Source organism: Variovorax sp. MPBD4-3, from assembly GCF_058809745.1.
This window is the reverse complement of record NZ_JBXASW010000013.1, coordinates 21,512-47,845: the sequence shown is the minus strand read 5'-3', so window position 1 is coordinate 47,845 and position 26,334 is coordinate 21,512. Positions and strand designations below refer to the sequence as shown.

Below are 26,334 nucleotides of genomic sequence, written 5' to 3'. Positions count from 1 at the left end.
ACCATCTTTCGAATGGTGCGAATAATCGACGCGATGTGCAGGCAGGCCATGGACGGAGGATAGCCCATGGCGCACGGCGCCCCTCGATCAGTCAGTCATGCAGCGACGACAGGAACTGCTTCAGCTCGGCCGTCTGCGGGTTGCCGAACAGCTCCGCCGGCGGTCCCATCTCGTGCACGCGGCCCTGGTGCATGAAGATCACGCGGTCGCTGACCTTGCGCGCGAAGCTCATCTCGTGCGTGACCATCAGCAGCGTCATGCCCTCGTCGGCCAGCGACTCCACCACGCGCAGCACTTCGCCCACCAGTTCGGGGTCGAGCGCCGACGTGATCTCGTCGCACAGCAGCACGGCCGGCTCCATCGCCAGCGCGCGGGCAATCGCCACGCGCTGCTGCTGGCCGCCGGAGAGCTGGTCGGGCATGGCGTCGAACTTCTCGGCCAGGCCCACGCGCGTGAGCAGCTTGCGCGCCTGCGAGGCGGCTTCGAGCCCGGCGCGCTTCTTCACCAGCGTGGGCGCGAGCATCACGTTCTTGCCGACCGTGAGATGCGGGAACAGGTTGAAGCTCTGGAAGATCATGCCCACGCGCTGGCGCAGCTCGCGCATGGCCATGGCGCTTTCATGCAGCAGGGGCTTGCCGTCGACGGTGAGCGAGCCTTCCTGGAATACCTCGAGCCCGTTGATGCAGCGCAGCAGCGTGCTCTTGCCCGAGCCGCTCTTGCCGATGATGGCGATCACCTCGCCGCGCTTCACGTCCAGGTCGATGCCCTTGAGCACCTCGTTGGTGCCGTAGGACTTGCGCAGCGCGGTGATGCGCACGATGGGCGCACCCACCGAGGTGGCGGGCTGTTGTTGCGATTCGTCAAGCACGGCGGCCATGGGTTTTCCTCTCGAGGGTCTTGGCGTACAGGCTCACGGGAAAGCACAGTACGAAATAAAGCAGGGCCACGCAGCTGAACACCACGAAGGGCTTGAAGGTGGCGTTCGAAATCATGCTGCCGGCCTTGGTGAGTTCGACGAAGCCGATCACCGAGGCCAGCGCCGTGCCCTTGATGACCTGCACCAGGAAGCCGACCGTCGGCGCGATGGCGATCTTCACGGCCTGCGGAAGAATGACGTGGCGCATCTGCTCGCCGAAGCCCAGCGCCAGGCTGCCCGAGGCTTCCCACTGGCCCTTGGGGATAGAAGCCACGCAGCCGCGCCAGATCTCGGCGAGGAAGGCGCTGGTGTACAGCGTGAGCGCCACGCTGGCGGCCGTCCATGCCGACACGTCGATGCCGAACAGCGCAATGCCGAAGTACGCCAGGAACAGCTGCATCAGCAGCGGCGTGCCCTGGAAGAGCTGCACGTACAGGCCCACGGCCTTGTTCGCGAACCTGCCGCCGCGCAGCCGCAGGAACAGCAGCAGCGCCCCCACGATGCCGCCGCCGATGAAGGCGATGAGCGACAGCACGACGGTCCAGCGCAACGCCATCAGCAGGTTGCGCAGGATGTCCCAGAGAGAAAAATCGACCATGGTGAAAGGGCCCGTGTTCGGTCAGCGGCCGAAGAAGAACTTCGGCCCCGCCCAGTCGAGCAGCCGGCGCAACGCGACCGACAGCGCGAGATAGATGAGCGTGGCGACGATGAAGGCTTCGAAGGCGCGGAAGTTGCGGCTCTGGATGAGGTTGGCCGCGTAGCTCAGCTCCTCGGTGGAGATCTGGCCGCACACGGCGGAGCCCAGCATCACGATGACGATCTGGCTCACCATCGCGGGCCACACCTTCTTCAGCGCCGGCGGCAGCACCACCCGCAGGAACACCTGCGACTTGCTCAGCGCCAGGCTCACCGCAGCTTCGATCTGCCCCTTGGGCGTGGCCTCGATGCCGGCGCGGATGATCTCGGTGGAATAGGCGCCGAGGTTCATCACCATCGCGATCACCGAAGCCACCTCCGGCGAGAGCTTGACGCCCGCCGCCGGCAGCCCGAAGAAGATGAAGAACAGCTGCACGATGAAGGGCGTGTTGCGGATCAGCTCCACATACGTGCCCACCACGATGCGCAGCCATGCCGCCCCGTTCGCGCGCGCCCATGCGCAGAAGGTGCCGACGATCATGCCCAGCACGGTGCCCACGGCCGTGAGGCCGATGGTCCACGCCACGCCGCGAAGCAGCAGCGGCCACTCGGAGAGCACCGCACCGAAATCAAACTCGATGTTCATAGGTCAGTCTGTTCGTGGAACGCCGCGGAACCGGCTTCGCCGGGCCGCAGGCGTTGCCCCCGGCGAGGGGGTGTGCGCAGCGACACGAAGTGCGCGAAGCATGGGGGAGTGCCTATTCAGACGGGCAGGTCGCCTGCGGCCTTGCCGAGCCACTTCTTGGACATTGCGTCGAGCGTGCCGTCCTTCTTGGCGGCGGCAATGATCTCGTTCACCTTGGTCTTCAGTGCGGTCTCGCCCTTGGCGACGCCGACGAAGCAGGGGCTGTCTTTCAGCAGCAGCTTGAACTCGGCGCTCACCTTGGGGTTCTTGGCGAGCATGTCGCCGGCGACCGCCGCGCTGGTCGCGATGGTCTGCGTCTGGCCGGCCACGAAGGCGGCGATGGTCGCGTTGTTGTCCTCGAAGCGGCGGTAGTCGACGTTCGGCGGCGCCACCTTGTTCAGCTCCTGGTCTTCCATCGCGCCGCGCGTCACGGCCACGGTCTTGCCCGCCATGTCGGCGAAGCTGGTGAGCTTCATGCTCTTGGCTGCGTACACGGCCTGGAAGAAGGGCGCGTAGGCGGAAGAGAAGTCGATCACCTTCTCGCGCTCGGGGTTCTTGCCGAGCGTGGAAATCACCAGGTCGGCCTTGCGGGTCTGCAGGTAGGGAATGCGGTTGGCGCTGGTCACGGGCACCAGCTCGACCTTCACGCCCAGCTTGGCGGCGATGAGCTCGGCCATTTCCACGTCGAGGCCCTGCGGCTTCATGTTCTTGTCGACCGAGCCGTAGGGCGGGTAGTCGGTCGGCACGGCGATCTTGATGGTCTTGGCCTTGAGCACGTTGTCGAGCGCGTTCTGGGCCTGCGCCGCGCCGGTGGCGGCCAGCATGGCCACGGACACCATGGCGAGCGCGAACTGGCGTTTGGACAGAAAAGAGAAGGTCATAGCAAGGCTCCTAGGTAAGTCGAAGAATCGGAATCGGGGGGCGTGGCGCCCGGCTTGCGGCGCTTGGCCTTTGGCGCCGCAGCCGCGGCGGCCTGGGTGTTCTGCAGCGGCGCCAGCGCGTCGCGCAGCTGCGCGAGCGGGTCGGTGGGCGCCTGCACGCGCAGTGCCGACTGCACCGTGCCGATGTGCTCGGCCATCAGCGCCTCGGCGGCGGCGTGGTCGCCGCGTTCCAGCGCCGCGACGATCTGCACATGGTCTTCGCACGACTGCACCGCATCGTGCGTGGACTGGTAGAGCATGGCGATCAGCGTGGTGCGCGCGGTGTAGTCGCGCAGCGTGTCGGCCAGCAGCGTGTTGCCCAGGCATTCGGCCAAGCACACGTGGAAATCGCCGAGCAGGAAGCTGCGGTTGCCGACGTCGCTCTCTTTCAGTGCGGCTTTTTCACGCTGCAGGTGCGCCTTCAATTGGCGCAGGGCGGCTTTCTCGATCTTCCCGGTGCGGCCCGCGCTGCCTGCGCTCCGAATGAGCCCCAGTTCGATGACGCGCCGCGCCTCGAAGGCTTCGCGCGCTTCGTCCTGCGAAGGCTCGATGACGAACCAGCCGCGCCGCGCGCTCACCGTGACGATGCCGCGCGCCGCCAGCCGGGTGAGGGCCTCGCGCACGATGGTGCGGCTGCAGTCGAACAGCATCGCCAGTTGCTGCTCGCCCAGGCGCGAACCCGGCGCGAGCTTCTGCGCCATCACCGCTTCGACGATGCGTGCACTGATTTCGGATGCGGAAATGGCCATATGCCTGCATACCAGCAGCTTCTGTGCCAACTGGTATGCAAGCTGTGTGCACCTGAATGGAGCGCAGGCCCGGTGCGGAGGCCTTGAACGGAACCCTCAGTCCATCCGCGCGCCGGACGCCTTCACCGCCTTCTCCCAGCGCGGCGTTTCCGTTGCCAGGAAGCGCGCGAAGTCCTCGCTGCCCAGGTAGGCCGGGTCGGCGCCCTGGCTCACCATGCGGTCGCGCACCTCGGGGTTGTTCAGCACCTGCCTGAAGGCGTCGCCGAGCTTGGCGACCACGTCTTTCGGCGTGTCTTTCGGGGCGAGAAAACCGTAGAAGCCCACCACCTCGAAGCCCTTGACGCCCGACTCGATCACGGTCGGCACCTCGGGCAGGGCGGGGTTGCGTTCGCGGCTGGTCACGGCCAGCGCGCGCACCTTGCCCTGCTTGTGATAGTTGGCCGCCTGCGGAATCGATTCGGCCATGAACTGCACCTGCCCGCCCATCAGGTCGGTGAACGCCGGGGCGCTGCCGCGGTAAGGGATGTGCACCATGAAGATGCCGGTGGCGGTCTTGAACATCTCGGGCACCAGGTGGCTGATGCCGCCGTTGCCGGCCGAGCCGTAGTTGACCTGGCCCGGCCGCGCCTTGGCGTAATCGACGAATTGCTTGAGGTTCTGCACCGGCAGCTTGGGCGTGACCAGCAGCGCCAGCGGCTGCATGGCGGTGCGGGCGATGGGCACGAAGTCGCGCTGCGTGTTGTAGGGCAGCTTGCTGTAGAGCGCGCCGTTGATCACCGCCACGCCGGTGTTGGCGAGCATCAGCGTGTAGCCGTCGGCGGGGCTCTTGGCGACCGCGTCGGCGCCCACGGAGCCGCCGGCGCCGGGCTTGTAGTCGATGATGATCGGCTGGCCGAGCACGGCGTGCAGCTTGTCGGTCAGCAGGCGCGCATGCTGGTCGAGCGGGCCGCCGGCCGGAAAGCCGATGACGAGCTTGATCGGCTTGTCGGGGTAGGCGGCCAGCGCTGCGGTGCCGAGGCTGAAAGAAAGGACCGCCAGGGCGGTCCGGATGGGCTTGTTCATGATCCGTCTCCTTGTTGTGGAGACGATCATAAGCAGCCCGGTCAGCCGGCCAGCGTGGCTTTCAGCGTGATTTCGGGCACGCTCGCCAGCGCCTTCGACAGCGGGCAGCCGGCCTTGGCGGCGGCCGCGATCTGCTGGAACTTCGCTTCGTCGAGCTTCGGCACTGCGGCGTCGAGTTCGAGCGCGATGCGGTCGATCTTGAAGCCCTCGCCATCCTTGGCCAGCCGCACGGCGGCACGGGTGTCGATGCGGGTGGCGGTGAAGCCTTCTTTCTCGAGCGCGAAGGCAAAGGCCATCGTGAGGCAGGCCGCGTGGGCCGCGCCGACGATTTCCTCGGGGTTGGTGCCGCGCTTGTCGTCCTCGAAGCGGCTGGCGAAGCCGTAGGGGTAGTCCTTGAGTGCGCCGGTCTCGGTGCTGACCAGGCCCTTGCCGGTCTTGCCGGCGCCTTCCCAGTGAACGCTTGCGTGCTTGTCTGCTGCCATGTCGACTCCTTGGTGCGGTGGGTGGGGGGAAGGGCAGGTATCGCCGATGGGCCGCCCGTTGTCTGTAGTCGCATGGCGCAAGCGTGTATCTCGGCGGTGTCAGAAAAATTGGCGTCACCTAGGCGACGCTCCACGGGCTTCCCCGATGGGAGCGGCGTGATTGGCGGCTTAGGCTGCGTGCAGCCGCTTTTTTCCTCTCTCCCCTCTGCTTTCCCCGCCTGTTCTCACCATGCAACAACGCCCGCATCACAAGTTCTGGCCCAAACGCCTTCCGCATTCGATCACCGTCCCCGCCACCTCGCTCTGGCACAACCTGGCCACCTCGGCCGCCCGCTACCCGGACAAGCCGGCGCTCGTGTTCTTCGGCCGTGTGCTCAGCTATCGCGAATTCGCTGAACAGGCCGAGCGCCTGGCCGGGGCGCTGCATGCGCTGGGCGTGCAGCGCGGCGACCGCGTGATCCTGGACATGCAGAACTGCCCGCAGCTGGTGATTGCGCATTTCGCGATCCTGCGCGCCAATGCGGTGGTGGTGCCGGTCAACCCGATGAACCGGGCCGAGGAGCTCAAGCACTACATCACCGACCCCGACGCCAAGGTGGCGATCATCACCGGCGACCTCGCGCCCGAGCTTGCCAAGGCCAGCAACGCACTGCCGCCCGAGCAGCGGCTGTCGCACATGATCGTGACGCAGTTCACCGACGCCTTCGACGCCGACATCTCCGGCGAGGACGCCCCGGCACCGGCCTGGAAGGAATGGCTCACCACGCGCCATCCGCTGCCCGCGCTGGCCGGCGGCGAGGCGCTGGCCTGGACCGACGTGCTGGCCGCCGGCCATCCGCCGCCCGCGCACGTGGTGGGCGCCAACGACATGGCGCTGCTGCCCTACACCAGCGGCACCACCGGCTTGCCCAAGGGCTGCGTGCACCACCATTCGAGCCTGATGCACAACGCGATGGCCGGGCAGCTCTGGGGCTGTTCCACCTCCGAGACGGTGGTGCTGGCGGTGGTGCCCATGTTCCACATCACCGGCGTGGTCAGCATGATGCACACCGCCATCCTGGCGGCGGCCACGCTGATCATCATGCCGCGCTGGGACCGCGACGTGGCCGGCCGGCTCATCTCGCGCTGGAAGGTCACGGCCTGGACCAACATCCCGACCATGGTCATCGACCTCATGGCCAGCCCCAACTTCGCGAGCTACGACCTGTCGAGCATGACCTACATCGGCGGCGGCGGCGCGGCCATGCCGCAGGCCGTGGCGCAGCGCCTGTTCGAGCAGTACGGGCTGAAGTACCAGGAAGGCTACGGCCTCACCGAGACCGCCGCGCCCTCGCACACCAACCCGTCGGACCACCCCAAGCAGCAGTGCCTGGGCATTCCGTTCATGAGCACCGACGCGCGGGTGGTCGACCCCGACACCCTAGCCGAAATGCCCATCGGCGAATCGGGCGAGATCATCATCCACGGCCCGGAGGTGTTCCAGGGCTACTGGAAACGGCCCGATGCCACCGCGGCGGCTTTCGTCGAGTTCGAGGGCAAGCGCTTCTTCCGCTCGGGCGACATGGGCCGCATGGACGAGGACGGCTACTTCTTCATCACCGACCGCCTCAAGCGGATGATCAACGCCAGCGGCTTCAAGGTGTGGCCGGCCGAGGTCGAGCTGCTGATGTTCCGCCACCCCGCCATCCAGGAGGCCTGCGTCATCTCGACCAAGGACGACTACCGCGGCGAATCGGTCAAGGCGGTGGTGGTGCTGCGAGCCACGCACAAGGACACCACCGAGCAGCAGATCATCGACTGGTGCCGCGAGAACATGGCGGTCTACAAGATTCCGCGCAAGGTGCAGTTCGTGGATGCGCTGCCCAAGAGCGGCAGCGGCAAGGTGATGTGGCGGCTGCTGCAGGAAGACGAGAGCCGCGCGAACTGAGGAGGGCGGGCCTTATTTCGTGAGGCGCAGCGACTTCAGCAGCGCCCCCGCCTCGGTGCGTCCGTTCGGCGTGATGGACTGCGAGGCCACCGCCTTGCCCAGGTAGTCCACCACCTTGTGCCGGTTCTGGTTCGGACCTTCCCACAGGAAGAGCCGGCCCAGTTCCAGCGCAGCGTCGCCGTCGCCCTGCGCATAGGCCTTCTCGAACCAGAAGCGCGCCCAGCGGAAGTTGCCCTCGTCGCGATAGCAGATGGCAAGGTTGGCGCAGCCCGCCACGTCGCCTGCCTTGGCCGCTTTGCGATACCAGTCGCGCGCCGCCTCGGGATTTTTCTTCACGCCGATGCCGTGGTCGAGGAAATAGCCGACGCTGTTCAGCGCGTGGGTCTCGCCCGCCGCCGCGGCCTTGAGGAACAGCGAGAGGGCCTTCTTGTGCGCGCCGGCATCCCATGCGTCGTTGGCCGCGAGGAACCAGTCGTCCTGGGTGGGTTCTTGCATGGTGCGTGCTCTCCTTCGAAACGTGGTTCAAAAGAAAAAGTCTGTGTACCGGCCGGTTCCGGCGAGTGGATCACTTAGCCTCGATCGGTCCCGCATTCTGCCTATCTCCCGCTTCTTCATGCATTCGCGCGCGCTGCTGCTTTCCTGCCTTCTTGCCTTCCTTCCCCTCCTGACCCAAGCCGCCCCGCGTTCCTGCCTCGTCGTGGGCATCAGCGACGGCGACACGCTCACCGCGCGCTGCGGGCGCATCGGCGCCTACGAACGCGTGAAGGTGCGCATCGCGGCCATCGACGCCCCCGAGAAGGCGCAGCCGTACGGCCAGCGCAGCCGGCAAGCGCTCGGCAGTCTGTGCTTCAACGAAACCGCGCTCATCACCGAGGTCGACACCGACCGCTACGGCCGCACGGTGGCCGACGTCAGCTGCAACGGCGAGGACGTCGGCAGCCGCATGGTGTCCGACGGCTGGGCCTGGGTCTACGACTACAACAAGCTCGCCACCAGGCGCGGCGGCGGCCTCTTCAAGCTGGAGGCCAGGGCCCGGGGCAAGCGCCTGGGCCTGTGGGCCGACCCGAGGCCGACGCCGCCTTGGGAGTGGCGCCGCAGCGAGCGCGACTCGCGGCAACACGGTTTCTTTTTCTTCTGAACCTCAGCGGGCGCCGCAGCCCTGGCAGCGCAGCGCCGGCTGCACATCGGCGCCCGGATCTTCAGGATTCGCCCTTGCCCTGCACGTCGGCCACCACGCGCGCATTGCGCTGGAAGCTCCAGTAGGCGCCGGCCCAGTCCATCATCACGACGATGCGGTTGCGAAAGCCGATCAGGAAGTACGCGTGCGCGAACAGCCAGAACAGCCACGCCAGGCGGCCGCTGAAGCGCAACGGACCGAAGGGCGTGCCCAGGTCGACCACGGCCGAGTTGCGGCCGATGGTGGCCAGGTTGCCGTAGTCGGCGTAGCGGAACGGCACCGTCGGCTGGCCTGAAATGCGGCGCAGGATGTTGGCCGCCGCCGCGCGCCCCATCTGCTTGGCGCCGGGCGACACGCCGGGCACCGGCTTCGGCGGCTTGCCGGGCGCATGGCTCATGGCGGCGGCGAGGTCGCCCACCACGCTGATCGATGAATAACCCGCCAGGCTCAGGTCGGGCTCGACCTTGATGCGGCCCGCGCGGTCGCATTCGACGCCGGTGGCGGCGCCCAGCATGCGCCCCAGCGGCGAGGCCGCGACGCCGGCGGCCCACACCACGCAGCTGCTATCGATTCGGTAGCTGGCCGCGGGCGCGCCGTCCGCGCCGCCGCCAGTCTGCACTTCGAGGCCGGTGGGGTCGATGGCGGTGACGCGGGCGTTCAGCCGCACCTCGACGCCCAGTTTCTCCAACTGCTCCAGCGCTTTCTGGCTCAACGACTCGGGCATGGCCTGCAGCACGCGCGGGCCGCCCTCGACCAGCAGCACCTGCGCGCTGGCCGGGTCGATGTGGCGGAACTCGCCCGACAGCGTGTGCTTGGCGATCTCGGCCAGCGTGCCGGCCATCTCGACGCCGGTCGGCCCGGCGCCGATCACCACGAAGGTGAGCAGCGCGCGGCGGCGGTCCGGGTCGGTGGTGATCTCGGCCGTCTCGAACGACAGCAGAACGCGGCGGCGGATCTCGAAGGCATCGGCCAGCGTCTTCAGGCCGGGAGCGATCGGCGCCCACTGGTCGTTGCCGAAGTAGCTGTGCGTGGCGCCGGCCGCGACGATCAGGTGGTCGTAGGGCACGCTGTCGCCGTTGGCCAGTTGCACCGCGCGCGCTGCGGGGTCGATGCCCGTGACCTCGCCCAGCAGCGTGGTGATGCGCGGCTGCTTGCGAAAGAGCGCGCGCACCGGCGCTGCGATCGACGGTGCCGCGAGCCCGGCGGTCGCCACCTGGTAGAGCAGGGGCTGGAACAGGTGATGGTTGGTCTTGTCGATCACCGTCACGTCGACGTCCGCGTGCTGGAGCTTGCGCGCCGCTTCCAGTCCGCCGAAACCGCAGCCGACGATGACGATTCGCGGCCTGCCCGATGTGCCCGATGGGTTGGTCGTTTGCATCTGATGGATGATACGCAGCCCGTCATGCAAGCCCGCGCGTCTTGTGCCACAGTGCCTGTCCGCCGATTTTTCGGCTGCGAGCCCGCGGCGTTTTGTCCTACGCGCCTTCTTCACGCGAATGGGCTACAAAGTGCGGCTGACCCGACTGGAGACCCCATGACGCTTTCCCGGCCGATCACACAGGCGGCTAGCGCACTGCGCGACAAGTTCCGCGATGTGCGCGCCACCAGCCTGGCGCTTGCCGCCCCGCTTTCCGCCGAAGACCAGTGCGTCCAGTCGATGCCCGATGCGAGCCCGACCAAGTGGCACCTGGCGCACACCACTTGGTTCTTCGAGACGGTGCTGCTGCAGCCGCATGCCACGGGTTACCTGCCCTTCGACAAACGCTTTCACTACCTCTTCAACTCGTACTACGAAGCGCTCGGCCCGCGCCATCCGCGCCCGCAGCGCGGGCTGCTCACCCGGCCGTCGGTGGACGAGGTGCATGCGTACCGCAGGCATGTCGACGAGGCAGTGGTCGCGCTGCTCGAAGCGGGCGGCGGCGACTGGGCGGCCATCGAGCCCATCGTCACGCTGGGGCTCAACCACGAGCAGCAGCACCAGGAGCTGCTGCTCACCGACATCCTGCATGCGCTGTCGTGCAACCCGATGCTGCCCGCCTACAAGCCCGCGAGCGGGCCGGCGCTGAGGCTGGCCGCCGTGCCGCCCGCCATGCGCTGGATCGAGCAGCGCGGCGGCGTGGTCGAGGTGGGCTTTGGCGGCAGCGAGTTTTCTTTCGACAACGAGACACCGCGCCACCAGGCGCTGGTGCAGCCGCATGCCATTGCCGACCGGCTGGTGAACTGCGGCGACTTCGCCCAGTTCATTGCCGACGGCGGCTACCAGCGGCCCGAGCTGTGGCTGTCCGACGGATGGGCGGCGGTGCAGGCGAACGGCTGGCGCCACCCGGCCTATTGGCTCGCGCCCGACGATCCGCGGCTGGGCTTCGGCCTGCAGCCGCAAGGGCCTTCCGCCGGCTGGCATGTGTTCGGCCTGCACGGCGTGCGCCCGCTGGAGGCCGACGCGCCGGTGTCGCAGCTCAGTTTCTACGAAGCCGCCGCGTACGCCGAATGGGCCGGCGCGCGGCTGCCGACCGAGTTCGAATGGGAGGCCGCATACGACGCCCCCGGCATCACCCAGATGACCGGCCACGTCTGGCAATGGACGCGTTCGTCGTACGACCCATACCCCGGCTTCCGGCCGATGCCCGGCATCGCGGCGGAATACAACGGCAAGTTCATGGTGGGGCAACTGGTGCTGCGCGGCGGCAGCGTGGCCACGCCGGCCGGGCACACGCGGCCCAGCTACCGCAATTTCTTTCCGCCGGCAGCGCGCTGGCAGTTCTCGGGGCTGCGGCTCGCGAAAGACATCTGATCATGCGAAATCCGACTTCCTCTTCTTCCCTGTCGTTCGCGCCCGCCAAGGCGCGCGCCGCTGCCACTGCATCCGAATCCGCAGCGCCGCTGTCGGAGTTCGGGCGCGAGATGCAGGCGGGGCTTGCGCGCTCGCCGCGCAGCATTTCGCCGAAGTTCTTCTACGACGTGGCGGGGTCGCAGCTGTTCGACCGGATCTGCGATCTGCCCGAGTACTACCCGACGCGCACCGAACTGCGCATTCTTGGCGAATGCGCGGGAGAGATCGCCCAGCAGGTCGGCCCGAATGCGGAGATCGTCGAGTTCGGGGCCGGGTCGCTCACGAAAGTGCGGCTGCTGCTCGATGCGCTGGAGACCCCCAAGCGCTATCTGCCCATCGACATTTCCGGCGAGCACCTGGAAGCGGCCGCGGCACGGTTGAGGGCGGACTATCCGGAGCTCGTGGTGCAGCCCATTGCGGCTGACTACACGATGCCGATGGTGCTGCCTGCGCCCATGCCCGGGGCGGGGCGGCGAGTCGGCTTCTTCCCGGGGTCGACGATCGGAAATTTCGAGCCCGACGAGGCGCTGGCCTTCCTGCAGCTGGCTGCGCGCATGCTGCGTGGCGGAGGGCTGTTGATCGGTGTCGACCTGGTGAAAGACCCGGCGCGGCTGCATGCGGCTTACAACGATGCGCAAGGGGTGACGGGGGAGTTCAATCTCAACCTGCTGCGTCGTGCCAATTCGGAGCTGAACGCCGACTTCGATCTGGACGGGTTCTCGCACGCGGCGTTCTACAACGCGCCTCGGCGGCGGATCGAGATGCATCTGGTGAGCCGGCGGGCCCAGAGCGTTTGCTTGAATGGTGAACGGTTCGGGTTCGAGGAGGGCGAGACTATTCATACGGAGTACTCGCACAAGTTCACCGTTGAAGGGTTGCGGGCTTTGGCTGTTCGGGCGGGGTTTCGTCCGGGGGCTGTCTGGACGGATCCTGAGAGGCTCTTTAGCGTGCATTGGTTGGCTGCCTAGGTTTGGTTTCGGGGCCGGGACTCGCCCCGGCGGGCGACTCACTTTCTTTTGCTTCGCCAAAAGAAAGTAAGCAAAGAAAAGGCGACCCCGCTGTCTGCGACCCCTTCGCTGCGCTACGGGGCAACCTGCGGTGCTCGCGTTTCGCGGGGTCTCGCAGAACTCGCTTCGCTCAAACAGCTGCGAGCCCTTATCCGCGAAACGCTCCGCTCCTCGGCGCAGCCAGAGGGGAGGGGAAACTGGCCGGGCCTTTGCCCGCTCGGCCCCATGTGGCACAGCCGCGCAGCGGCTGTGCCACCACGCCGAGCGCAGCGGTGGCGCGTCCGGTTCCAAATCCCTTCTGGCTGCGCCGAGGAGCGCAGACGTAGGCGGGATCAGGGCCTCAGCTGTCTGAGCGAAGCGAGTTCTGCGGACCCCCGCCGTAGTCGAGCACCGCAGTTTGCCCGTAGCGAAGCGAAGGGACGCAGACAGCAGGGTCGCCTTTCTTTTGCCTACTTTTCTTTGGCGAAGCAAAGAAAAGTTGGTCGGCCGCCGGGCCGAGACCCGGCCCCGGAATACAAAAAGAAAAGCAACTACCGAGGCAACGCCAAGGCAAACGGCAAGCTGAGCACCCCCAACAGCGTAGACAGCGTCACCAACCCCGCCACATAAGCCCCGTTGTATCCCATCCGCGCAGCCAGCACATAAGCACTCGAAGCAGTCGGCACCGCAGAAAAAGCCATCAGCACCGAAGCCTGCATCGCATCGAGCCGCAACGCCAGAGCCAGCCCCCATGCGACCAGCGGCAGGACGAGGTGCCGAATGCCCAGTATCGACACCGCCAGCACCTTGCCCGTGCCCAGCGTCGAGAACTTCATGCCCGCACCTGCGGCCAGCAGCCCCAATGCGAGCGATGCGGCGCCGATGCGCGTGAGCGTGGGCGTGGCCCAGCCCGGCACGGTGATCCCCAGCACATTGGCCAGCAGCCCCGCGACTGTCGCGACGATCAGCGGGTTGCGCACCAGCTGCTGCAAGAAGCCGGTCTGCGCATGGCGCGTCATCGGCCACACGGCCGCGATGTTGAAGATGGGCACGCACACGCCGATCAGCACGGCAATGAGCAGCAGGCCTTCGGACCCGGCCAGCCGCTCGGCCAGCGCGAGGCAGATGAACGAATTGAAGCGGAACGCGACCTGGGCGCTGGCCGCGTGGTCGCGCCGGTCGATGTGGGATCCGATGCCGGGCATGAAGGGCAGGGCGTAGGCCAAGCCGATGCCGACCGCGCCGATGCACAGGCCCGCTGTCAGCAGGTTCGACGTGGCACCGAAGTCCAGCGGGCTGCGCACGATCGAGTGGAACAGCAGCACAGGAAAAAGAAAGTAGTAGACAAGGCTCTCGACCTGGTCCCACACGCGGCGGTCGAGGGCGGTGTAGCGGCACAGGAGCCAGCCGATGGCGATGAGCGAAAAGTCGGGGAAGAGCAGCTGCGCGTAGTTCACCGCTTCGAGGATAAACCGGACGGACCATGGGTAATCCACAGCACGGGTGCGGGCCGTGAGCCGCTAGCATCCGGGCTTTCGTTTTTTCGACATCAAAGTCAAGTCAAGGAGTTTTCGATGCAACGTCGTCAATGGAGCGCTCTGGTGGGCGCCGCCGCACTGGTCGCGGTAGCGGGCCCGAGCTTCGCGCAGGGATACCCCAGCAAGCCCGTCGAGCTGAGCGTGCCCTTCGCACCGGGCGGCACGACCGACATCGTGGCGCGCGTGATCTCCGACCCGCTGGGCAAGGTGCTGGGCCAGCCGGTGGTGGTGATCAACCGTGCCGGTGGCGGCGGCATCGTGGGTGCGGCCGAGACGGCACGCGCCGCGCCCGACGGCTACAAGCTCGGCATCGCCACGGTGTCGAGCACGGCGGCCAACCCGGCCATCAACCCGAAGACGCCGTACGACCCGATCAACGACTTCACGCCGATCATCAACATCGCGGCCACGCCGAACATCATCGCCGTCAACCCGAGCTTCCCGGCCAAGAACTATGCCGAGTTCGTGGCCGAGCTGAAGAAGAACCCCGGCAAGTATTCGTATGCCTCGTCGGGCACGGGCGGCATCGGCCACCTGCTGATGGAGCTGTACAAGAGCCTGACCAACACCTTCGTCACGCACATTCCGTACCGCGGCGCGGGCCCGGCGCTGAACGACGTGGTGGCCGGCCAGGTGCCGATCATGTTCGACAACATTCCCTCGGCCATGCCCTTCATCACCAGCGGCCGGCTGATCCCGATCGTGGTGTCCGCGCCCCAGCGCCTGGCCGCGCTGCCCAACGTGCCGACCTTCAAGGAGGTCGGCCTGGAGCCGGTGAACCGCATGGCTTACTACGGCATCCTCGGCCCCAAGGGCCTGCCGAAGGAAGTGGTCGAGAAGATCAGCGCCGGCGTGAAGAAGTCGGTGGAAGAGCCGGCGGTGCGCAAGCGCATCGAGGACACGGGCTCGCTGATCGTGGCCAATACGCCCGAGCAGTTCGCCGCGCAGATCAAGGCCGAGTACGAGGTCTACAAGGACGTGGTGAAGAAGCAGAACCTGAAGCTCGACTGAGCCCGGTTTTTTCTTTCTTTAGACGCAAGCCGCCCGTGCCCCGGGCGGCTTTTTCTTTTTTGCTATCTTGCAACGCATGACCGAGGCCGCCGCCGCACCCACTCCCGATATCGACGACTTCATCGACGCCCTCTGGCTCGAGGACGGCTTGTCGAAGAACACGCTCGCCGCCTACCGCCGCGACCTCGCGCTGTTCGCGCAGTGGCTCGGCAAGCAGCAAGGCGGCGCCACGCTCGCCACCGCGCGGGAGACCGACCTGCAGGCCTACATGGGCGCGCGGCTCACCAACAAGGGCAAGGCAACGTCGGCCAACCGCCGGCTCACTGTGTTCAAGCGCTACTACCGCTGGGCGCTGCGCGAGCGACGCATCACGGCCGACCCGAGCATCCGTCTCATGCCCGCGCGCCAGATGCCGCGCGCCATCAAGACGCTGTCGGAGAAGCAGGTCGACGACCTGCTGGCCGCGCCCGATGTCGAATCGCCCCTGGGCCTGCGCGACCGCGCGATGCTGGAACTGATGTACGCGAGCGGCCTGCGCGTGAGCGAACTGGTGGCGCTCAAGGCCATCGACATGAGCCTGAACGACGGCGTGCTGCGCGTGCTGGGCAAGGGAAGCAAGGAGCGGCTGGTGCCCTTCGGCGGCGAGGCTCGGCGCTGGATTGAACGCTACCTGGAGGAATCGCGCCCCGCGATCCTCGACGGCCAGCAGACGCCCGACCTGTTCGTCACAGCGCGCGGCGCGGGCATGACGCGCGTGATGTTCTGGATCATCGTGAAGAAGCATGCGACCGCGGCGGGCATCCACGTGCCGCTGTCGCCGCACACGCTGCGCCACGCCTTTGCCACGCACCTGCTGAACCACGGGGTCGACCTGCGCGCGGTGCAGCTGCTGCTGGGGCACGCGGACATCTCGACCACCACCATCTACACGCATGTGGCGCGCGAGCGCCTGAAGCAGCTTCATGCCAAGCACCACCCGCGCGGCTGAACATGTGCAGCCCTGGCGCATCGGCTGCGCCGGATGGAGCCTGCCGCGCGCGCTGTGGCCGGTGTTTCCGCCCGAGGGCTCGCACCTGGAGCGCTATGCGCAGCGCTTCGACGCGGTCGAGATCGACACCTCGTTCTACCGGCCGCACCGGCGCGAGACCTACGAACGCTGGGCCGCGAGCACGCCCGAAGGATTCCGCTTCGCGGTCAAGCTGCCGAAGGCGGTGACGCACGAACGCCGGCTGGTCGATGCGATGCCGGCGTTCGAAGAGTTTGCCGCGCAGGTCGGGGGGCTCGGGAACAAGCTCGGTGCGCTGGTCGTGCAGTTGCCGCCGAGCCTGGCGTTCGATGCCGGGGTGGTGCGCGGTTTTTTCAGCGCGCTTCGGCGCAGGCACACGGGCGCTGTGGTGCTGGAGCCCCGTCATCGCAGCTGGTTCACGCCGGAGGTCGAAGGGCTGCTGTCGGATTTCGAAGTGGCCCGCGTGCTCTCGGACCCGGTGCTGTTCGACGAAGCCGCGGCCCCCGGCGGCTGGCCGGGCCTTGTCTATCTGCGGTTGCACGGCTCGCCGCGGCGCTACTGGTCGGCCTACGGCGACGACCTGCTTGCGCGGCTCGCGCAGCGGCTGCAGCTTGCGAAGGAAGAAGGCGCGCAGTGCTGGTGCGTGTTCGATAACACGGCCGGCGGCGAGGCGACAGGCAACGCGCTGGCGCTGCAGCGGCTGCTGGAGAATCAACGATCAACAAGAGGAGACGGATCATGAAATTCACAAGACTCTGCGCCGGCCTGGGCCTTGGCTTTGCAATGGCCGCGGCCACCGGCCTTGCCGCCGCCCAAGGCTTCCCGGGCGCCAGGCCCATTCGCCTGATCGTCGGCTATCCGCCCGGCGGTGGCATCGACTTTGCGGCGCGCACGGTGCAAGTGCCGCTGCAGGAGGCGCTCAAGCAGCAACTGGTGGTCGACTACAAGCCCGGCGCCAGTGGCATGATCGCGGCCACCGAACTCACGCGTCAGCCCGCCGACGGCTATACGCTGCTGCTGGCCAACACCGGGCCCTTCGCCATCGCGCCCTACCTGCAGAGCAAGCCGCCGTACGACCCGATCAGACAGTTCACCTACATCGGGCAGATCAGCCAGGGCAGCTACATCGCGGTGACGCGGCCCGACCATCCGGCGAAGAACCTCAAGGAGTTCGTGGCGTGGGCCAAGGGGCAGCCGGGCAAGGTCAACTTTGCCTCGGGCGGCAACGGCACCTCGACACACCTGAACGGCGAGCTGATGAACCAGGTGACGGGGCTCGACATGACGCACGTGCCCTACAAGGGCAGCGCGCCGGCGGTGCAGGACCTGATCGGCGGGCAGACGCAGATCCTCATCGACGCGGGCAGCGTGCTGCTGCCGCAGGTCAAGGGCGGCAAGCTCAAGGCGCTGGCCGTGACCGGCCCGGTGCGAGACCCGCAGCTGCCCGACGTGCCGACCGTGAAGGAACTGGGGCTGGCGGGCATGGAGTCGGTCGGCTTCCAGGGGCTGGTGGGGCCGGCGAACATGCCCAAGGACGTGGTCGATCGGCTCTCGGGCGAGCTGGCCAAGGCGCTGGCGCAGCCCGAGATCAAGGCCAAGTTCGCGACGGCGGGGGCCGAGGTGCATTCGCTGGGCCCGGTCGAGTTCGCGGCCTTCGTGAAGGCGGACAATGAGAAGTGGTCCAGGCTGATCAAGGAGCGCAAGCTGCAGCTGGACTGACGCAATCACGCAGACGACCCGATCCACAGACACCATGAATTTCCTCGCTTCCTCGAAGCCATCGCGCCGCACGGCGACCCGACTCCTCGCCGCCGCCGCGCTGTGCGCCGCTTCCGGCGCCTACGCGCAGGCCGTGCCCAAGACCGTGCGGCTCATCGTCGCCTACCCGGCGGGCGGCGTCAGCGACGTGGTCGCGCGGGCGCTGGGCGACCGGCTCGCGGCGCAGATGGGCATCACGGTGATCGTGGACAACCGTGCCGGCGCAAGCGGCGCCATCGGCATGGACGCGGTGGCCAAGGCCGCGCCCGACGGCGCGACGCTGGGCTTCTCGGCCATCAGTCCGCTGGTGCTGAGCCCGCACCTGGGCAAGCTGCCCTTCGATCCGCTCAAGGACGTGGCGCCCGTGGCCAGCGTGATGTATTCGCCGGTGCTGCTGATCGCCACGCCGGCGAGCAAGGCCAAGGACTTCAAGGCGCTCATCGACGACGCCAAGGCGCACCCGGGCGCGGTGCGCTGGGCCACTTCCGGCCCGGCGTCGCTGGGCCACATCGTGCTGGAGCAACTTCATGCGGCGGCGGGCGTGGACATCACGCACGTGCCGTACAAGGGCGGCGGCCAGCAGCTCAACGATGCGATCGGCGGGCAGTTCGAGATTCTGTCGACCAACGCGAGCCCGACGCTGTCGTCGCACATCCAGTCGGGCAAGCTGCGCCCGCTGGCCGTGGGAGCGCCGGCCCGGCTCGACAGCCTGCCCCAGGTGCCCACGCTGGGCGAGTTGGGCTACAAGGCGGCCAACATCAACTCGCTGTTCGGCGTGTTCGCGCCGGCCGCCACGCCGGCTGCGCTGGTCGCGCGATACAACGCCGAGATCAACAAGGCGCTGGCCAGCCCCGAGCTGCGCGCCAAGCTCACGGCCACCGACAACGTGCCGACCGGCGGTACCTCTGCAGCCTTTGCGAAGGAAATCGCCAGCGAGTTCGAAAGCAACGGCCGCATCATCAAGGCGGCGAACATCAAGGCCGACTGAGCCGTCTCGCACCACCTGACGCCTGGAAGACACCTGCGCTTGTGGTTCGACCCTCCCTACCTTATAGTAGGTAGATGACCAGCGCCACAGCAGCCGTTCCCGCCCTAGCCACCGGCAGCACCCGCGAGCAGATCCTCGCGGTGGCGCGCGGCTTCATCGAAACCCGTTCCTACCTGGGCTTCAGCTTCCAGGACGTGGCCGATGCGGTTGGCGTGCGCAAGGCCAGCCTCTATCACCACTTTCCCAGCAAGGAAGCACTGGGCATCGCGGTGATCCGCTCCGCCACCCAGGGCTTCAAGGACTGGGATGCCGCCCGCGAGCGCGAGCCGAAGGACGCGCTCGAATCGTATTTCCGCATGTACCGCAACACGCTGAAGGCCGGCTCCGGCATCTGCCCGGCAGGCGCGCTGGCGCCGGGCTGGGACGTCATCAACGACGAACTGCGCGAGGCGGTGCGCGAACTGCGCAGCACCCAGGTGACGTGGCTCACGGGCGTGCTGGGTGCGCTGATGCCGGGACGCAAGAAGGGCGTTTCGGTCGCTTCGCTGGCGGCTTTCGTGTTTTCTTCCTGCCAGGGGGCGCTGCTGTCGGCGCGCATGACAGGGCGCGTGGACGAGTTCGACGAAGCCATCGCGCAACTCAGGAGTTCATTGCCCGGCTGAGCGCCGGGCCTGACGCAGGTGCGCTTCGGCGTGCTTATTTTTTGACCTCGTAGCCTACCGATTGGATGGTAGGTTTCATCTGTTGGAGCCATTCATGAAAGCCGTCATTTCCGCCTATGCCCGTTCTCCCTTCCACTTCGCGAAGAAAGGCGCGCTGACCGAGGTGCGCCCCGACACGCTGGCCGCCGACGTGGTGAAGGGCCTGCTGCAGCGCACCGACCTCGATCCCGCGCTGCTCGAAGACATCATCCTGGGCTGCGCCTACCCGGAGGCCTCGCAGGGCAACAACCTCGCGCGCATCGTCGGTCTGCTGGCCGGCCTGCCGCACGAGGTGGGCGGCATGACGGTGAACCGCTTCTGCGGCTCGTCGATGCAGGCGGTGCACATCGCCGCCGCGCAGATCGAGGCGGGCATGGGCGACGCGTTCCTGTGCGTGGGCGTGGAATCGATGACGGCGGTGCCGCAGGGCGGCTTCAACTTCTCGCCCAGCCCGCAGCTGCTGGCCAACACCGACGCCTACATCTCCATGGGCGAAACCGCCGAGAACGTGGCGCAGCGCTGGAACGTGAGCCGCGCCGACCAGGAGGCCTTCGCGGTGGAGTCGCACCGCAAGGCCGCCGCCGCACGCGCGGAAGGCCGGCTGGCGGGCGAGATCGTGCCGGTGCGGCTGGCCTCGGGCGACATCGTCGATGCCGACGGCTGCATCCGCCCGAGCACTTCCGCCGAGGCGCTGGCGAACCTCAAGCCCGCATTCCGCCCCGACGGCGTGGTGACGGCCGGCACCTCGTCTCCGCTGACCGACGGCGCGGCGGTGGTGCTCGTCACCAGCGATGCGTTTGCCGCCAGGCACGGCCTGCAGGCGCTGGCACGCATCCGCTCGTTCGCGACCGTGGGCGTCGATCCCGCCGTCATGGGCATCGGCCCGATCCCCGCGACGCGCAAGGCACTGGCGCGCGCCGGCCTGAGCGCGGCCGACCTGGACGTGATCGAGATCAACGAAGCCTTCTCGTCGCAGGCGCTGGCCTGCATCCGCGACCTGGGCCTCGACCCCGCGAAGATCAACCTCGACGGTGGCGGCCTCTCCATCGGCCATCCGCTGGGCGCGACCGGCGCACGCATCACCGGCAAGGCCGCGTCGCTGCTGGTGCGCGAGAAGGGACGCTATGCGCTGGCCACGCAATGCATCGGCGGCGGGCAGGGCATCGCGACGATCCTCGAGCGCGCTTGAACGGTCCGAGAATGCGGCCACGAACCCCAAGGAGAACCGATGACGGCAACCCCTGAAACCGGCGCCAGGCCCAAGCTGTACCTCGAAGACCTGTCCGTCGGCGACCGCTTCCGCAGCGCCGAACACGCGCTGGACGTGGCACAGATCCAGGCCTTCGCGCGGCAGTTCGACCCTCAGCCCTTCCACACCGACGAAGAGGCCGCGAAGAAGACTTTCTTCGGCGGGCTGGCCGCGAGCGGCTGGCACACCGCGGCGCTCACCATGAAGCTTCTGGTCGAAAGCGGCATCCCGCTGGCCGACGGCATCATCGGTTCAGGTGGCGAGCTGCAATGGCCCAAGCCCACGCGGCCCGGCGACGTGCTGCATGTGGTGAGCGAAGTGGTCGACATCGTGCCCTCGCGCTCCAAGCCCGGCCGCGCGATGGTCACCATGCGCTGCCAGACGCTCAACCAGCGCGGCGATGTGCTCCAGCACTTCACGCCCAGGCTGGTGGTGCACGCCAGGCCGGCGGCGGCCTGAGTCGGGGTTTCAAAAAACCCGCAGGCCCAGTTCCTCGACCAGCGAGGCGGCCTGCCGGTGCGAGATCGCCTCGGTCATTCGGGGCGGGAGTCGGCCAGGGCGCGCAGTTCTTCGGGGCTGAAGCCGGCGCGGCTGCGCGCCTCGAGATTGAAGGGCGGCTTGTGGCGCGGCGCGTCGTAGCGCGCGACCAAGGCCGGATAGGTGGCCTCGGGGTCGATGCCGGCGCGCTCGCACAGCCAGCGGTACCAGTGGTTGCCGATGGCCACATGACCCACTTCGTCGCGCAGGATGATGTCCAGGATCTCGACCGCCCGCAGCGCATCGGGCGTGTTCACCCGCTTGAGCTTGGCCTGGATCAGCGGCGTGGCGTCCAGCCCGCGCGCCTCCAGCGTGCGCGGCACCAGCGCCATGCGGCCGAGCACATCGTCCTTGGTCTTCTCGCACATGTTCCAGAGGCCGTCATGGCCCGGAAAGTCGCCGTAGCGCCAGCCCATGTCCTGCAGGTGCGTGTGCAGCAGCGTGAAGTGCAGCGCTTCTTCGTCGGCCACGCGCAGCCAGTCGCGGTAGTAGGCCTCGGGCATGCCGTCGTAGCGCCACACGGCGTCGAGCGCGAGGTTGATGGCATTGAACTCGATGTGGCAGATCGAATGGATCAGCGCGGCCCGGCCATCGGGCGTGAACGGCGAGCGCTTCTGCACGGCGGTGGCGGCCACGCGCACGGGCTTTTCCGGGCGGCCGGGCACGCCGGTGTCGTCGCCGGGCGTGCGGATCGGGTCGGTTGCTATGGAATCGGTAGCGCCGTGCAGAGAAATGGCGCGCGTTGCAGCCACCTTCTGTTCGGGATCGGAGAGGCGCAGCGCGGCCAGCGCGCTCAATCGGGGGTGCATCCCTACAATTCTAGTTTTGCCCCCGGAGACAACCACGATGGCGATTTATGAATTGGACGGCGTTGCACCGACCCTCGGCGAAGGCGCATGGGTGGCCGACAGCGCGCAGGTCATGGGCAACGTCAAGCTGGCCGACAACGCGAGCGTGTGGTTCGGCGCGGTGCTGCGCGGCGACACCGAGACGCTGACCATCGGACGCAACAGCAACATCCAGGACCTGTCGGTGCTGCATGCCGACATCGGCTGCCCGCTGACCATCGGCGACAACGTCACCGTGGGCCACCAGGTGATGCTGCACGGCTGCACCGTCGGCGACAACTCGCTGATCGGCATCCAGGCCGTGGTCTTGAATAACGCGAAGATCGGCCGCAATTCGATCGTTGGCGCCGGCAGCGTCGTGACCGAGGGCAAGGAGTTTCCGGACAACTCGCTCATCATCGGCTCGCCGGCCAAGGTGGTGCGCACCCTCGATGACGCCGCGGCCGCCCGGCTGCGCCAGAGCGCCGAGCACTATGTAGAGAACGCCCATCGCTTCGCGAAGGGCCTCAAGAAGATCGCCTGACCGGTTCGGTTGCAGGCACACAGAGAAAGAAAACGTTTTGAGCGAGCTGCACAAATTCCTGTTCGATGGCCTGCCGGTGCGCGGCATGATCGTGCGCCTGACAGATGCGTGGCAGGAGATCCTTGCGCGGCGCGCCTCCAACACCGCCACCGGCGCGTACCCGCCGCCCGTGGCCGAACTGCTCGGCGAAATGACGGCCGCCGCCACGCTGATGCAGGCCAACATCAAGTTCAACGGCGCGCTGATCCTGCAGATCTTCGGCGACGGCCCGGTCAAGGTGGCCGTGGCCGAGGCCAAGCCCGACCTGAGCCTGCGCGCCACCGCCAAGGTGATCGGCGAGCTGCCGGCCGACGCTCGGCTGCCCGACATGGTCAACGTGAACAACAAGGGCCGCTGCGCCATCACGCTCGACCCCAAGGACAAGCTGCCGGGCACCACGCCTTACCAGGGCGTGGTGCCGCTGTTCGACGACAACGGCGAAAAGCTCGGCAAGCTCAGCGACGTGCTGCAGCACTACATGCTGCAGAGCGAGCAGCTCGACACCACCCTGGTGCTCGCGGCCGACGACAAGGTGGCCGCGGGCCTTTTGATCCAGCGCCTGCCCGTGAAGGGCGAGGGCAACCTCGAAGGCACCTCCAGCAAGGACCACGACCAGGCCAACGAAGACCAGATCGGCCTGAACGAGGACTACAACCGCATCTCGATCCTCGCCTCCAGCCTGACGCGCGACGAATTGCTCACGCTCGACATCGAGACCATTCTTCGCCGCCTGTTCTGGGAAGAGAGGCTGCTGCGCTTCGAGCCGCAGGCCGGCCTGCTGGGCCCGCACTTCGCCTGCACCTGCGGGCGCGAGCGCGTGGCGCAGATGATCCGCGGCCTGGGCGTGGAGGAAGCCGAGAGCATCCTCGCCGAGCGCGGCGACATCGAGGTGGGGTGCGACTTCTGCGGCAAGCAGTACCGCTTCGACGCGGTCGACACCGCGCAGATCTTCAGGCCGCCGACGGACCAGATTCCGGGCAGCCCGGTCGTCCAGTAGGCAGCCTGTCGAAGCGCGCTCGCGGGCTCAGCGCGCTTCGCTGCTGTCGAAGCCGCCGAACGAAATGTCCGGCGCGCTCGTGTTGTGCTTCGACGGCAGGCTTCGGCCGAATCGCACCTGCGTGGCCTGCAGGCTCTTGACCTCTGGCAGCGGCAGCACCTGCTGCGCGGCTTGCGGCGCGGCCTGCCAGCGCACTTCGCTCACGTCGGCGTTGTCCGGCGTCACGTACATCGAGCGCAGCACCGCAAAGGGCTGCGCATTCACCGTCGGCTTCGACAGGGTGACGTCGAGCGCGGTGCGCGTGCGGCTGATTTCGTCGACACGCGCCACCGCGCTGCCGCCGTTCGTGAAGCGCACGTGGATCGCCAGCGGCTTCGGCACGATGCGGATCGACGCGATGCTCACCACCGGCCGCGCCGCCGCCTCCACCGGCCCGAGCAGGAACGAAGAGCCGTACACGCCGTCGCCGAAGCGCGGGTCCGGCAGCGGCTTGAGCCGCCAGTAGCCGTCCGACGGATAGAGCACGATGGCCTCGAGCGCCTTGCCGTTCTCCTTCCTGAACACCTGCAGCAGATGGAAGCCACGGTCGCTGCGCTTGCCCACGGTCACGGGCACGCTCTGCGGGCGCCAGAAGGTCGGCAGCGTCATGCCGACGATGCGCCACTCGGCGTTGTCCAGCAGCACCACGGTGCGCTTCTTGAAGCGGTGCGCGGGGTCGGTGGGGTGGGCGCCGCCGTCGAAGTTGCAGCCCGAGAAGTCGGGCGCCGTGACGTCGTTGCCGATCTTGTCGAGGTAGTCGGGCTGCAGCGCCTCGATGCGCATGTGGCGGATGCCGTCGCCGCGCAGGGTGAGGGAGACGTTGTCTTCCTCTGCGCAGGCGGTGGTCGTGGTGCCGTTCTCTATGGTGGCCGCGACGGGGGCGGCAGCGGCATGGCCCACGGCCAGCAGCAGGGCGATGAATGTGGTGGCAGGGGCGAGGCGCGCGGCTGTCGAAAGGTGCATCGGGTCTCCGGTGAAGGGGATGGTGCGCGCCGCTGGCTTATTCGCGGCGCGCGATCAGGTCGCTGAAGAGCTTATGTTCGCATTCCGGGTCGGAGCATTTCTCGCAAGGCCATGACCACGAGGCGGGCTTGGCTTCGAGCCGGCCGCGTGCGCGCGTGCGGCCTTCGTTGCCCGCGATCGAGTTGATCGCGTTCCAGGCGTTGGCAAGGCGCTCGCCGCCGCTGCCATGCACCACGGCGAACGAGAGCCTGGCGCCGATGAGCGCGGCGCGCACCAGCGTGTCGGTCGGCTGCTGCGCATGCGGACCGTCGCGCATGTCGTCGGCCACCCAGGGTAGGTCGAGCGCGGTGAGCAGCGTGATGGCATAGCGCCGCTGCGCCGCCAGGGCACCTTCGTAGAGCGAGGTGTCGGCGAACAGCTGTTCGCTGTAGACCGCCGTCATGAGCGCGGTGGTATCGGCCACCACCACGCCCGACGCGGCGGCGACGCCGATGCGGCGGGTCTGCTCGTCGGCAATGGCCTGCTGTTCGTCGGGGCGCGGCGTGCGGCCTTCGCGCTCGCACCATTCGCGCAGGTATTCGCCGACGAGCGTTACCGGGGTTCCGCGGTCCTGCAGGCGCTGCGCGATGGCGCGCGCCAGCTCGGTCTTGCCGGTGCTTTCGGCGCCCAGCAGCGCGATGACGCAGCCGGTCGGCAGGGTGGGCGTCATGCGCGTGCCGCCTGCGCCGCTTTCGGCAGGCGCTGCCGCCATGCCAGGTAGCCGGCCACGCTGAGCGCGGCGAACACCGCGTACAGGCCGACCGTGAGCCACAGGCCCTTGTGGATGAACAGGCCCACGCTGACCACGTTCACCGCCAGCCAGACCAGCCAGTTCTCGATGAACTTGCGCCCGAGCAGGAACTGCCCGACCAGGCTCAGCCCGGTGGCGAAGCCGTCCCACCAGGGCACGTCGGTGTCGGTGAAGCGGCGCAGGAAGAGGGCGACGGCCGGCCACGCCAAGGCGCAGGCGGCCAGCGCGAGGGCAATGCCGCGCGGCGAAAGCCGGCTGACATGCAGGACGCTCCCGTCCGCCCGATGGCCGCGCAGCCACTGCGCCCAGCCCCACAGGGCGACGAAAGCGAAGAAGACCTGGAGCGAGGCGTCGCCGTAGATGCGCGCCTTGGCGAAGACGGCCACATAGAGCAGCGAACTGACGATGGCCAGCGGCCATCCCCAGTGGATCTCGCGCATGTTGCACCCGACCATGGCGAGCGCGAGGAGCGCGGCGACAAGCTCGAGCCAGCTGACGGGTGAGCCCCAGAGCAGGAAAGCAGGGGCCGAGAGAAGCTCAAGAATCAGATTCGCCCCCAGAGGGCACCGACGCGGTCTGTTCGTGGGACACCGCGGAACCGGCTTTGCCGGGCCGCCGGTGTCGCCCCCTGGAAGGGGGTTGGCGAAGCGACACGAAGTGCGCGAAGACTGGGGGTCATCTTAGTGCGCGATCTGGACGAACACTTCGTTCGGCTTCACCATGCCGAGTTCCGCCCGCGCGCGTTCCTCGACCATTTCGAGGCCTTCCTTGAGGTCGTTGACCTCCGAGGTCAGGCGCTCGTTGTTCAGCGTGGCCTTGGCGTTGGCTTCCTTCTGGTCGGCCAGCTTGGTCCGCAGCTGCGCCACGTCGCGCACGCTGCCGCGCCCGTTCCACAGCTGCCACTGCAGGACGCCCAGCAGAAGCAGCAGGATGATCGGTGGAACGAGTCGGGCGCGCATGCGCGGGGCGTCCGGTGC

Annotated in this window: 29 protein-coding genes; 14 read left to right on the top strand and 15 right to left on the bottom strand. The window is 67.7% G+C overall.

Translation table 11 applies throughout. The features are described 5' to 3' along the window. Nucleotides 1-91: 91 nt before the first annotated feature. The 7 genes from AC1RVW_RS10630 to AC1RVW_RS10600 form a co-directional block, all read right to left on the bottom strand. The gene (locus AC1RVW_RS10630; RefSeq protein WP_081271485.1) at nt 92-877 is read right to left on the bottom strand and encodes an amino acid ABC transporter ATP-binding protein; all 786 of its coding nucleotides are present in this window, start codon (nt 875-877) and stop codon (nt 92-94) included. Next, on the bottom strand, nt 861-1,514 hold the full coding sequence (locus AC1RVW_RS10625; protein ID WP_493199744.1) for an amino acid ABC transporter permease: 654 nt from the start codon (nt 1,512-1,514) through the stop codon (nt 861-863). The genes AC1RVW_RS10630 and AC1RVW_RS10625 overlap by 17 nt, the downstream gene beginning before the upstream one ends. Before the next feature lie 21 nt (nt 1,515-1,535). Further along, nucleotides 1,536-2,198: an amino acid ABC transporter permease gene (locus AC1RVW_RS10620; protein WP_081271487.1), complete on the bottom strand. Its 663-nt coding sequence runs from the start codon at nt 2,196-2,198 to the stop codon at nt 1,536-1,538. Nucleotides 2,199-2,314: 116 nt separating this feature from the next. Next, nucleotides 2,315-3,118, bottom strand: coding sequence for a transporter substrate-binding domain-containing protein (locus AC1RVW_RS10615; protein ID WP_081271488.1), 804 nt, complete (start codon nt 3,116-3,118; stop codon nt 2,315-2,317). Next, entirely contained in the window at nt 3,115-3,906 is a 792-nt protein-coding gene (locus AC1RVW_RS10610; protein ID WP_409195169.1) for a GntR family transcriptional regulator, read from the bottom strand. Before AC1RVW_RS10610 ends, AC1RVW_RS10615 begins: the two co-directional genes overlap by 4 nt. A 96-nt stretch (nt 3,907-4,002) precedes the next feature. Next, nucleotides 4,003-4,968 carry a Bug family tripartite tricarboxylate transporter substrate binding protein gene (locus tag AC1RVW_RS10605; protein WP_493199741.1) on the bottom strand — a complete coding sequence of 322 codons (966 nt, stop codon included), beginning with the start codon at nt 4,966-4,968 and terminating at the stop codon, nt 4,003-4,005. A 41-nt stretch (nt 4,969-5,009) separates the two neighbouring features. Further along, nucleotides 5,010-5,450 carry an OsmC family protein gene (locus AC1RVW_RS10600; RefSeq protein WP_081271490.1) on the bottom strand — a complete coding sequence of 147 codons (441 nt, stop codon included), beginning with the start codon at nt 5,448-5,450 and terminating at the stop codon, nt 5,010-5,012. Between the two features lie 229 nt (nt 5,451-5,679). Between AC1RVW_RS10600 and AC1RVW_RS10595 the strand changes: the two genes are divergently transcribed. After that, nucleotides 5,680-7,377, top strand: a complete 1,698-nt coding sequence (locus tag AC1RVW_RS10595) for a long-chain fatty acid--CoA ligase (RefSeq protein WP_493199739.1) — start codon at nt 5,680-5,682, stop codon at nt 7,375-7,377. Between the two features lie 12 nt (nt 7,378-7,389). On the opposite strand, the gene AC1RVW_RS10590 is transcribed toward AC1RVW_RS10595, so the two are convergent. Beyond that, a complete protein-coding gene (locus AC1RVW_RS10590) occupies nt 7,390-7,872 on the bottom strand; it encodes a tetratricopeptide repeat protein (protein WP_493199737.1) in 483 nt (160 codons plus the stop codon). 118 nt (nt 7,873-7,990) lie between these two features. Here AC1RVW_RS10590 and AC1RVW_RS10585 point away from each other — a divergent pair, with 118 nt between their 5' ends. Further along, nucleotides 7,991-8,515, top strand: a complete 525-nt coding sequence (locus AC1RVW_RS10585) for a thermonuclease family protein (protein WP_493199735.1) — start codon at nt 7,991-7,993, stop codon at nt 8,513-8,515. Between the two features lie 61 nt (nt 8,516-8,576). Here AC1RVW_RS10585 and AC1RVW_RS10580 read toward each other — a convergent pair whose 3' ends face one another. Further along, complete coding sequence (locus AC1RVW_RS10580; protein WP_493199733.1) at nt 8,577-9,932, bottom strand: NAD(P)/FAD-dependent oxidoreductase; 1,356 nt, start codon at nt 9,930-9,932, stop codon at nt 8,577-8,579. Between the two features lie 156 nt (nt 9,933-10,088). Here AC1RVW_RS10580 and egtB point away from each other — a divergent pair, with 156 nt between their 5' ends. After that, nucleotides 10,089-11,345, top strand: a complete 1,257-nt coding sequence (egtB, locus tag AC1RVW_RS10575) for an ergothioneine biosynthesis protein EgtB (RefSeq protein WP_493199731.1) — start codon at nt 10,089-10,091, stop codon at nt 11,343-11,345. A 2-nt stretch (nt 11,346-11,347) separates the two neighbouring features. Further along, entirely contained in the window at nt 11,348-12,352 is a 1,005-nt protein-coding gene (egtD, locus tag AC1RVW_RS10570; RefSeq protein ID WP_106935094.1) for an L-histidine N(alpha)-methyltransferase, read from the top strand. A gap of 569 nt (nt 12,353-12,921) precedes the next feature. On the opposite strand, the gene AC1RVW_RS10565 is transcribed toward egtD, so the two are convergent. After that, nucleotides 12,922-13,827, bottom strand: coding sequence for an AEC family transporter (locus tag AC1RVW_RS10565; protein ID WP_081267237.1), 906 nt, complete (start codon nt 13,825-13,827; stop codon nt 12,922-12,924). A gap of 117 nt (nt 13,828-13,944) precedes the next feature. Between AC1RVW_RS10565 and AC1RVW_RS10560 the strand changes: the two genes are divergently transcribed. The 8 genes from AC1RVW_RS10560 to AC1RVW_RS10525 all read left to right on the top strand — a co-directional run bounded on the left by AC1RVW_RS10560 (nt 13,945) and on the right by AC1RVW_RS10525 (nt 21,080). After that, entirely contained in the window at nt 13,945-14,919 is a 975-nt protein-coding gene (locus AC1RVW_RS10560) for a tripartite tricarboxylate transporter substrate binding protein BugE (RefSeq protein ID WP_493199728.1), read from the top strand. 76 nt (nt 14,920-14,995) lie between these two features. Next, nucleotides 14,996-15,907 (top strand): site-specific tyrosine recombinase XerD, encoded by a 912-nt coding sequence (xerD, locus tag AC1RVW_RS10555; protein WP_081267235.1) that lies wholly within the window; start codon nt 14,996-14,998, stop codon nt 15,905-15,907. After that, nucleotides 15,882-16,667: a DUF72 domain-containing protein gene (locus AC1RVW_RS10550; protein WP_493199726.1), complete on the top strand. Its 786-nt coding sequence runs from the start codon at nt 15,882-15,884 to the stop codon at nt 16,665-16,667. The genes xerD and AC1RVW_RS10550 overlap by 26 nt, the downstream gene beginning before the upstream one ends. Beyond that, nucleotides 16,664-17,644, top strand: a complete 981-nt coding sequence (locus AC1RVW_RS10545; RefSeq protein ID WP_493199724.1) for a Bug family tripartite tricarboxylate transporter substrate binding protein — start codon at nt 16,664-16,666, stop codon at nt 17,642-17,644. Before AC1RVW_RS10550 ends, AC1RVW_RS10545 begins: the two co-directional genes overlap by 4 nt. Before the next feature lie 34 nt (nt 17,645-17,678). Continuing rightward, on the top strand, nt 17,679-18,671 hold the full coding sequence (locus AC1RVW_RS10540) for a Bug family tripartite tricarboxylate transporter substrate binding protein (RefSeq protein ID WP_106933919.1): 993 nt from the start codon (nt 17,679-17,681) through the stop codon (nt 18,669-18,671). 74 nt (nt 18,672-18,745) lie between these two features. Further along, nucleotides 18,746-19,333: a TetR/AcrR family transcriptional regulator gene (locus AC1RVW_RS10535; protein ID WP_493199722.1), complete on the top strand. Its 588-nt coding sequence runs from the start codon at nt 18,746-18,748 to the stop codon at nt 19,331-19,333. Nucleotides 19,334-19,427: 94 nt separating this feature from the next. Beyond that, the gene (locus AC1RVW_RS10530; protein WP_493199720.1) at nt 19,428-20,561 is read left to right on the top strand and encodes a thiolase family protein; all 1,134 of its coding nucleotides are present in this window, start codon (nt 19,428-19,430) and stop codon (nt 20,559-20,561) included. 39 nt (nt 20,562-20,600) lie between these two features. Then, on the top strand, nt 20,601-21,080 hold the full coding sequence (locus AC1RVW_RS10525; RefSeq protein ID WP_081267229.1) for a MaoC family dehydratase: 480 nt from the start codon (nt 20,601-20,603) through the stop codon (nt 21,078-21,080). Between the two features lie 74 nt (nt 21,081-21,154). Here the strand turns inward: AC1RVW_RS10525 and AC1RVW_RS10520 are convergent, their stop codons facing one another. Continuing rightward, nucleotides 21,155-21,967: a ferritin-like domain-containing protein gene (locus AC1RVW_RS10520; RefSeq protein ID WP_081267228.1), complete on the bottom strand. Its 813-nt coding sequence runs from the start codon at nt 21,965-21,967 to the stop codon at nt 21,155-21,157. Between the two features lie 37 nt (nt 21,968-22,004). On the opposite strand from AC1RVW_RS10520, the gene AC1RVW_RS10515 reads away from it, so the two are divergent. Both AC1RVW_RS10515 and hslO read left to right on the top strand, forming a co-directional pair. Beyond that, the gene (locus tag AC1RVW_RS10515) at nt 22,005-22,529 is read left to right on the top strand and encodes a gamma carbonic anhydrase family protein (RefSeq protein WP_081267227.1); all 525 of its coding nucleotides are present in this window, start codon (nt 22,005-22,007) and stop codon (nt 22,527-22,529) included. Nucleotides 22,530-22,566: 37 nt separating this feature from the next. Further along, on the top strand, nt 22,567-23,565 hold the full coding sequence (gene hslO / locus AC1RVW_RS10510) for an Hsp33 family molecular chaperone HslO (RefSeq protein WP_493199717.1): 999 nt from the start codon (nt 22,567-22,569) through the stop codon (nt 23,563-23,565). 27 nt (nt 23,566-23,592) lie between these two features. Here hslO and AC1RVW_RS10505 read toward each other — a convergent pair whose 3' ends face one another. The 4 genes from AC1RVW_RS10505 to ftsB form a co-directional block, all read right to left on the bottom strand. Next, on the bottom strand, nt 23,593-24,567 hold the full coding sequence (locus tag AC1RVW_RS10505; protein ID WP_493199715.1) for a hypothetical protein: 975 nt from the start codon (nt 24,565-24,567) through the stop codon (nt 23,593-23,595). A 37-nt stretch (nt 24,568-24,604) separates the two neighbouring features. Further along, nucleotides 24,605-25,276, bottom strand: coding sequence for an AAA family ATPase (locus AC1RVW_RS10500; protein WP_493199713.1), 672 nt, complete (start codon nt 25,274-25,276; stop codon nt 24,605-24,607). Continuing rightward, entirely contained in the window at nt 25,273-25,902 is a 630-nt protein-coding gene (gene pnuC, locus AC1RVW_RS10495; RefSeq protein ID WP_493199869.1) for a nicotinamide riboside transporter PnuC, read from the bottom strand. The genes AC1RVW_RS10500 and pnuC overlap by 4 nt, the downstream gene beginning before the upstream one ends. A gap of 135 nt (nt 25,903-26,037) precedes the next feature. Continuing rightward, nucleotides 26,038-26,316 (bottom strand): cell division protein FtsB, encoded by a 279-nt coding sequence (gene ftsB, locus AC1RVW_RS10490; RefSeq protein WP_081267223.1) that lies wholly within the window; start codon nt 26,314-26,316, stop codon nt 26,038-26,040. Between the last annotated feature and the right edge of the window lie 18 nt (nt 26,317-26,334).

Bases quoted from the DNA above. Each gene is read 5' to 3' on its own strand.
- AC1RVW_RS10630 (WP_081271485.1), bottom strand. From the start codon at position 877: ATGGCCGCCGTGCTTGACGAATCGCAACAACAGCCCGCCACCTCGGTG.
- AC1RVW_RS10625 (WP_493199744.1), bottom strand. From the start codon at position 1,514: ATGGTCGATTTTTCTCTCTGGGACATCCTGCGCAACCTGCTGATGGCG.
- AC1RVW_RS10620 (WP_081271487.1), bottom strand. From the start codon at position 2,198: ATGAACATCGAGTTTGATTTCGGTGCGGTGCTCTCCGAGTGGCCGCTG.
- AC1RVW_RS10615 (WP_081271488.1), bottom strand. From the start codon at position 3,118: ATGACCTTCTCTTTTCTGTCCAAACGCCAGTTCGCGCTCGCCATGGTG.
- AC1RVW_RS10610 (WP_409195169.1), bottom strand. From the start codon at position 3,906: ATGGCCATTTCCGCATCCGAAATCAGTGCACGCATCGTCGAAGCGGTG.
- AC1RVW_RS10605 (WP_493199741.1), bottom strand. From the start codon at position 4,968: ATGAACAAGCCCATCCGGACCGCCCTGGCGGTCCTTTCTTTCAGCCTC.
- AC1RVW_RS10600 (WP_081271490.1), bottom strand. From the start codon at position 5,450: ATGGCAGCAGACAAGCACGCAAGCGTTCACTGGGAAGGCGCCGGCAAG.
- AC1RVW_RS10595 (WP_493199739.1), top strand. From the start codon at position 5,680: ATGCAACAACGCCCGCATCACAAGTTCTGGCCCAAACGCCTTCCGCAT.
- AC1RVW_RS10590 (WP_493199737.1), bottom strand. From the start codon at position 7,872: ATGCAAGAACCCACCCAGGACGACTGGTTCCTCGCGGCCAACGACGCA.
- AC1RVW_RS10585 (WP_493199735.1), top strand. From the start codon at position 7,991: ATGCATTCGCGCGCGCTGCTGCTTTCCTGCCTTCTTGCCTTCCTTCCC.
- AC1RVW_RS10580 (WP_493199733.1), bottom strand. From the start codon at position 9,932: ATGCAAACGACCAACCCATCGGGCACATCGGGCAGGCCGCGAATCGTC.
- egtB (WP_493199731.1), top strand. From the start codon at position 10,089: ATGACGCTTTCCCGGCCGATCACACAGGCGGCTAGCGCACTGCGCGAC.
- egtD (WP_106935094.1), top strand. From the start codon at position 11,348: ATGCGAAATCCGACTTCCTCTTCTTCCCTGTCGTTCGCGCCCGCCAAG.
- AC1RVW_RS10560 (WP_493199728.1), top strand. From the start codon at position 13,945: ATGCAACGTCGTCAATGGAGCGCTCTGGTGGGCGCCGCCGCACTGGTC.
- xerD (WP_081267235.1), top strand. From the start codon at position 14,996: ATGACCGAGGCCGCCGCCGCACCCACTCCCGATATCGACGACTTCATC.
- AC1RVW_RS10550 (WP_493199726.1), top strand. From the start codon at position 15,882: ATGCCAAGCACCACCCGCGCGGCTGAACATGTGCAGCCCTGGCGCATC.
- AC1RVW_RS10545 (WP_493199724.1), top strand. From the start codon at position 16,664: ATGAAATTCACAAGACTCTGCGCCGGCCTGGGCCTTGGCTTTGCAATG.
- AC1RVW_RS10540 (WP_106933919.1), top strand. From the start codon at position 17,679: ATGAATTTCCTCGCTTCCTCGAAGCCATCGCGCCGCACGGCGACCCGA.
- AC1RVW_RS10535 (WP_493199722.1), top strand. From the start codon at position 18,746: ATGACCAGCGCCACAGCAGCCGTTCCCGCCCTAGCCACCGGCAGCACC.
- AC1RVW_RS10530 (WP_493199720.1), top strand. From the start codon at position 19,428: ATGAAAGCCGTCATTTCCGCCTATGCCCGTTCTCCCTTCCACTTCGCG.
- AC1RVW_RS10525 (WP_081267229.1), top strand. From the start codon at position 20,601: ATGACGGCAACCCCTGAAACCGGCGCCAGGCCCAAGCTGTACCTCGAA.
- AC1RVW_RS10520 (WP_081267228.1), bottom strand. From the start codon at position 21,967: ATGCACCCCCGATTGAGCGCGCTGGCCGCGCTGCGCCTCTCCGATCCC.
- AC1RVW_RS10515 (WP_081267227.1), top strand. From the start codon at position 22,005: ATGGCGATTTATGAATTGGACGGCGTTGCACCGACCCTCGGCGAAGGC.
- AC1RVW_RS10505 (WP_493199715.1), bottom strand. From the start codon at position 24,567: ATGCACCTTTCGACAGCCGCGCGCCTCGCCCCTGCCACCACATTCATC.
- AC1RVW_RS10500 (WP_493199713.1), bottom strand. From the start codon at position 25,276: ATGACGCCCACCCTGCCGACCGGCTGCGTCATCGCGCTGCTGGGCGCC.
- ftsB (WP_081267223.1), bottom strand. From the start codon at position 26,316: ATGCGCGCCCGACTCGTTCCACCGATCATCCTGCTGCTTCTGCTGGGC.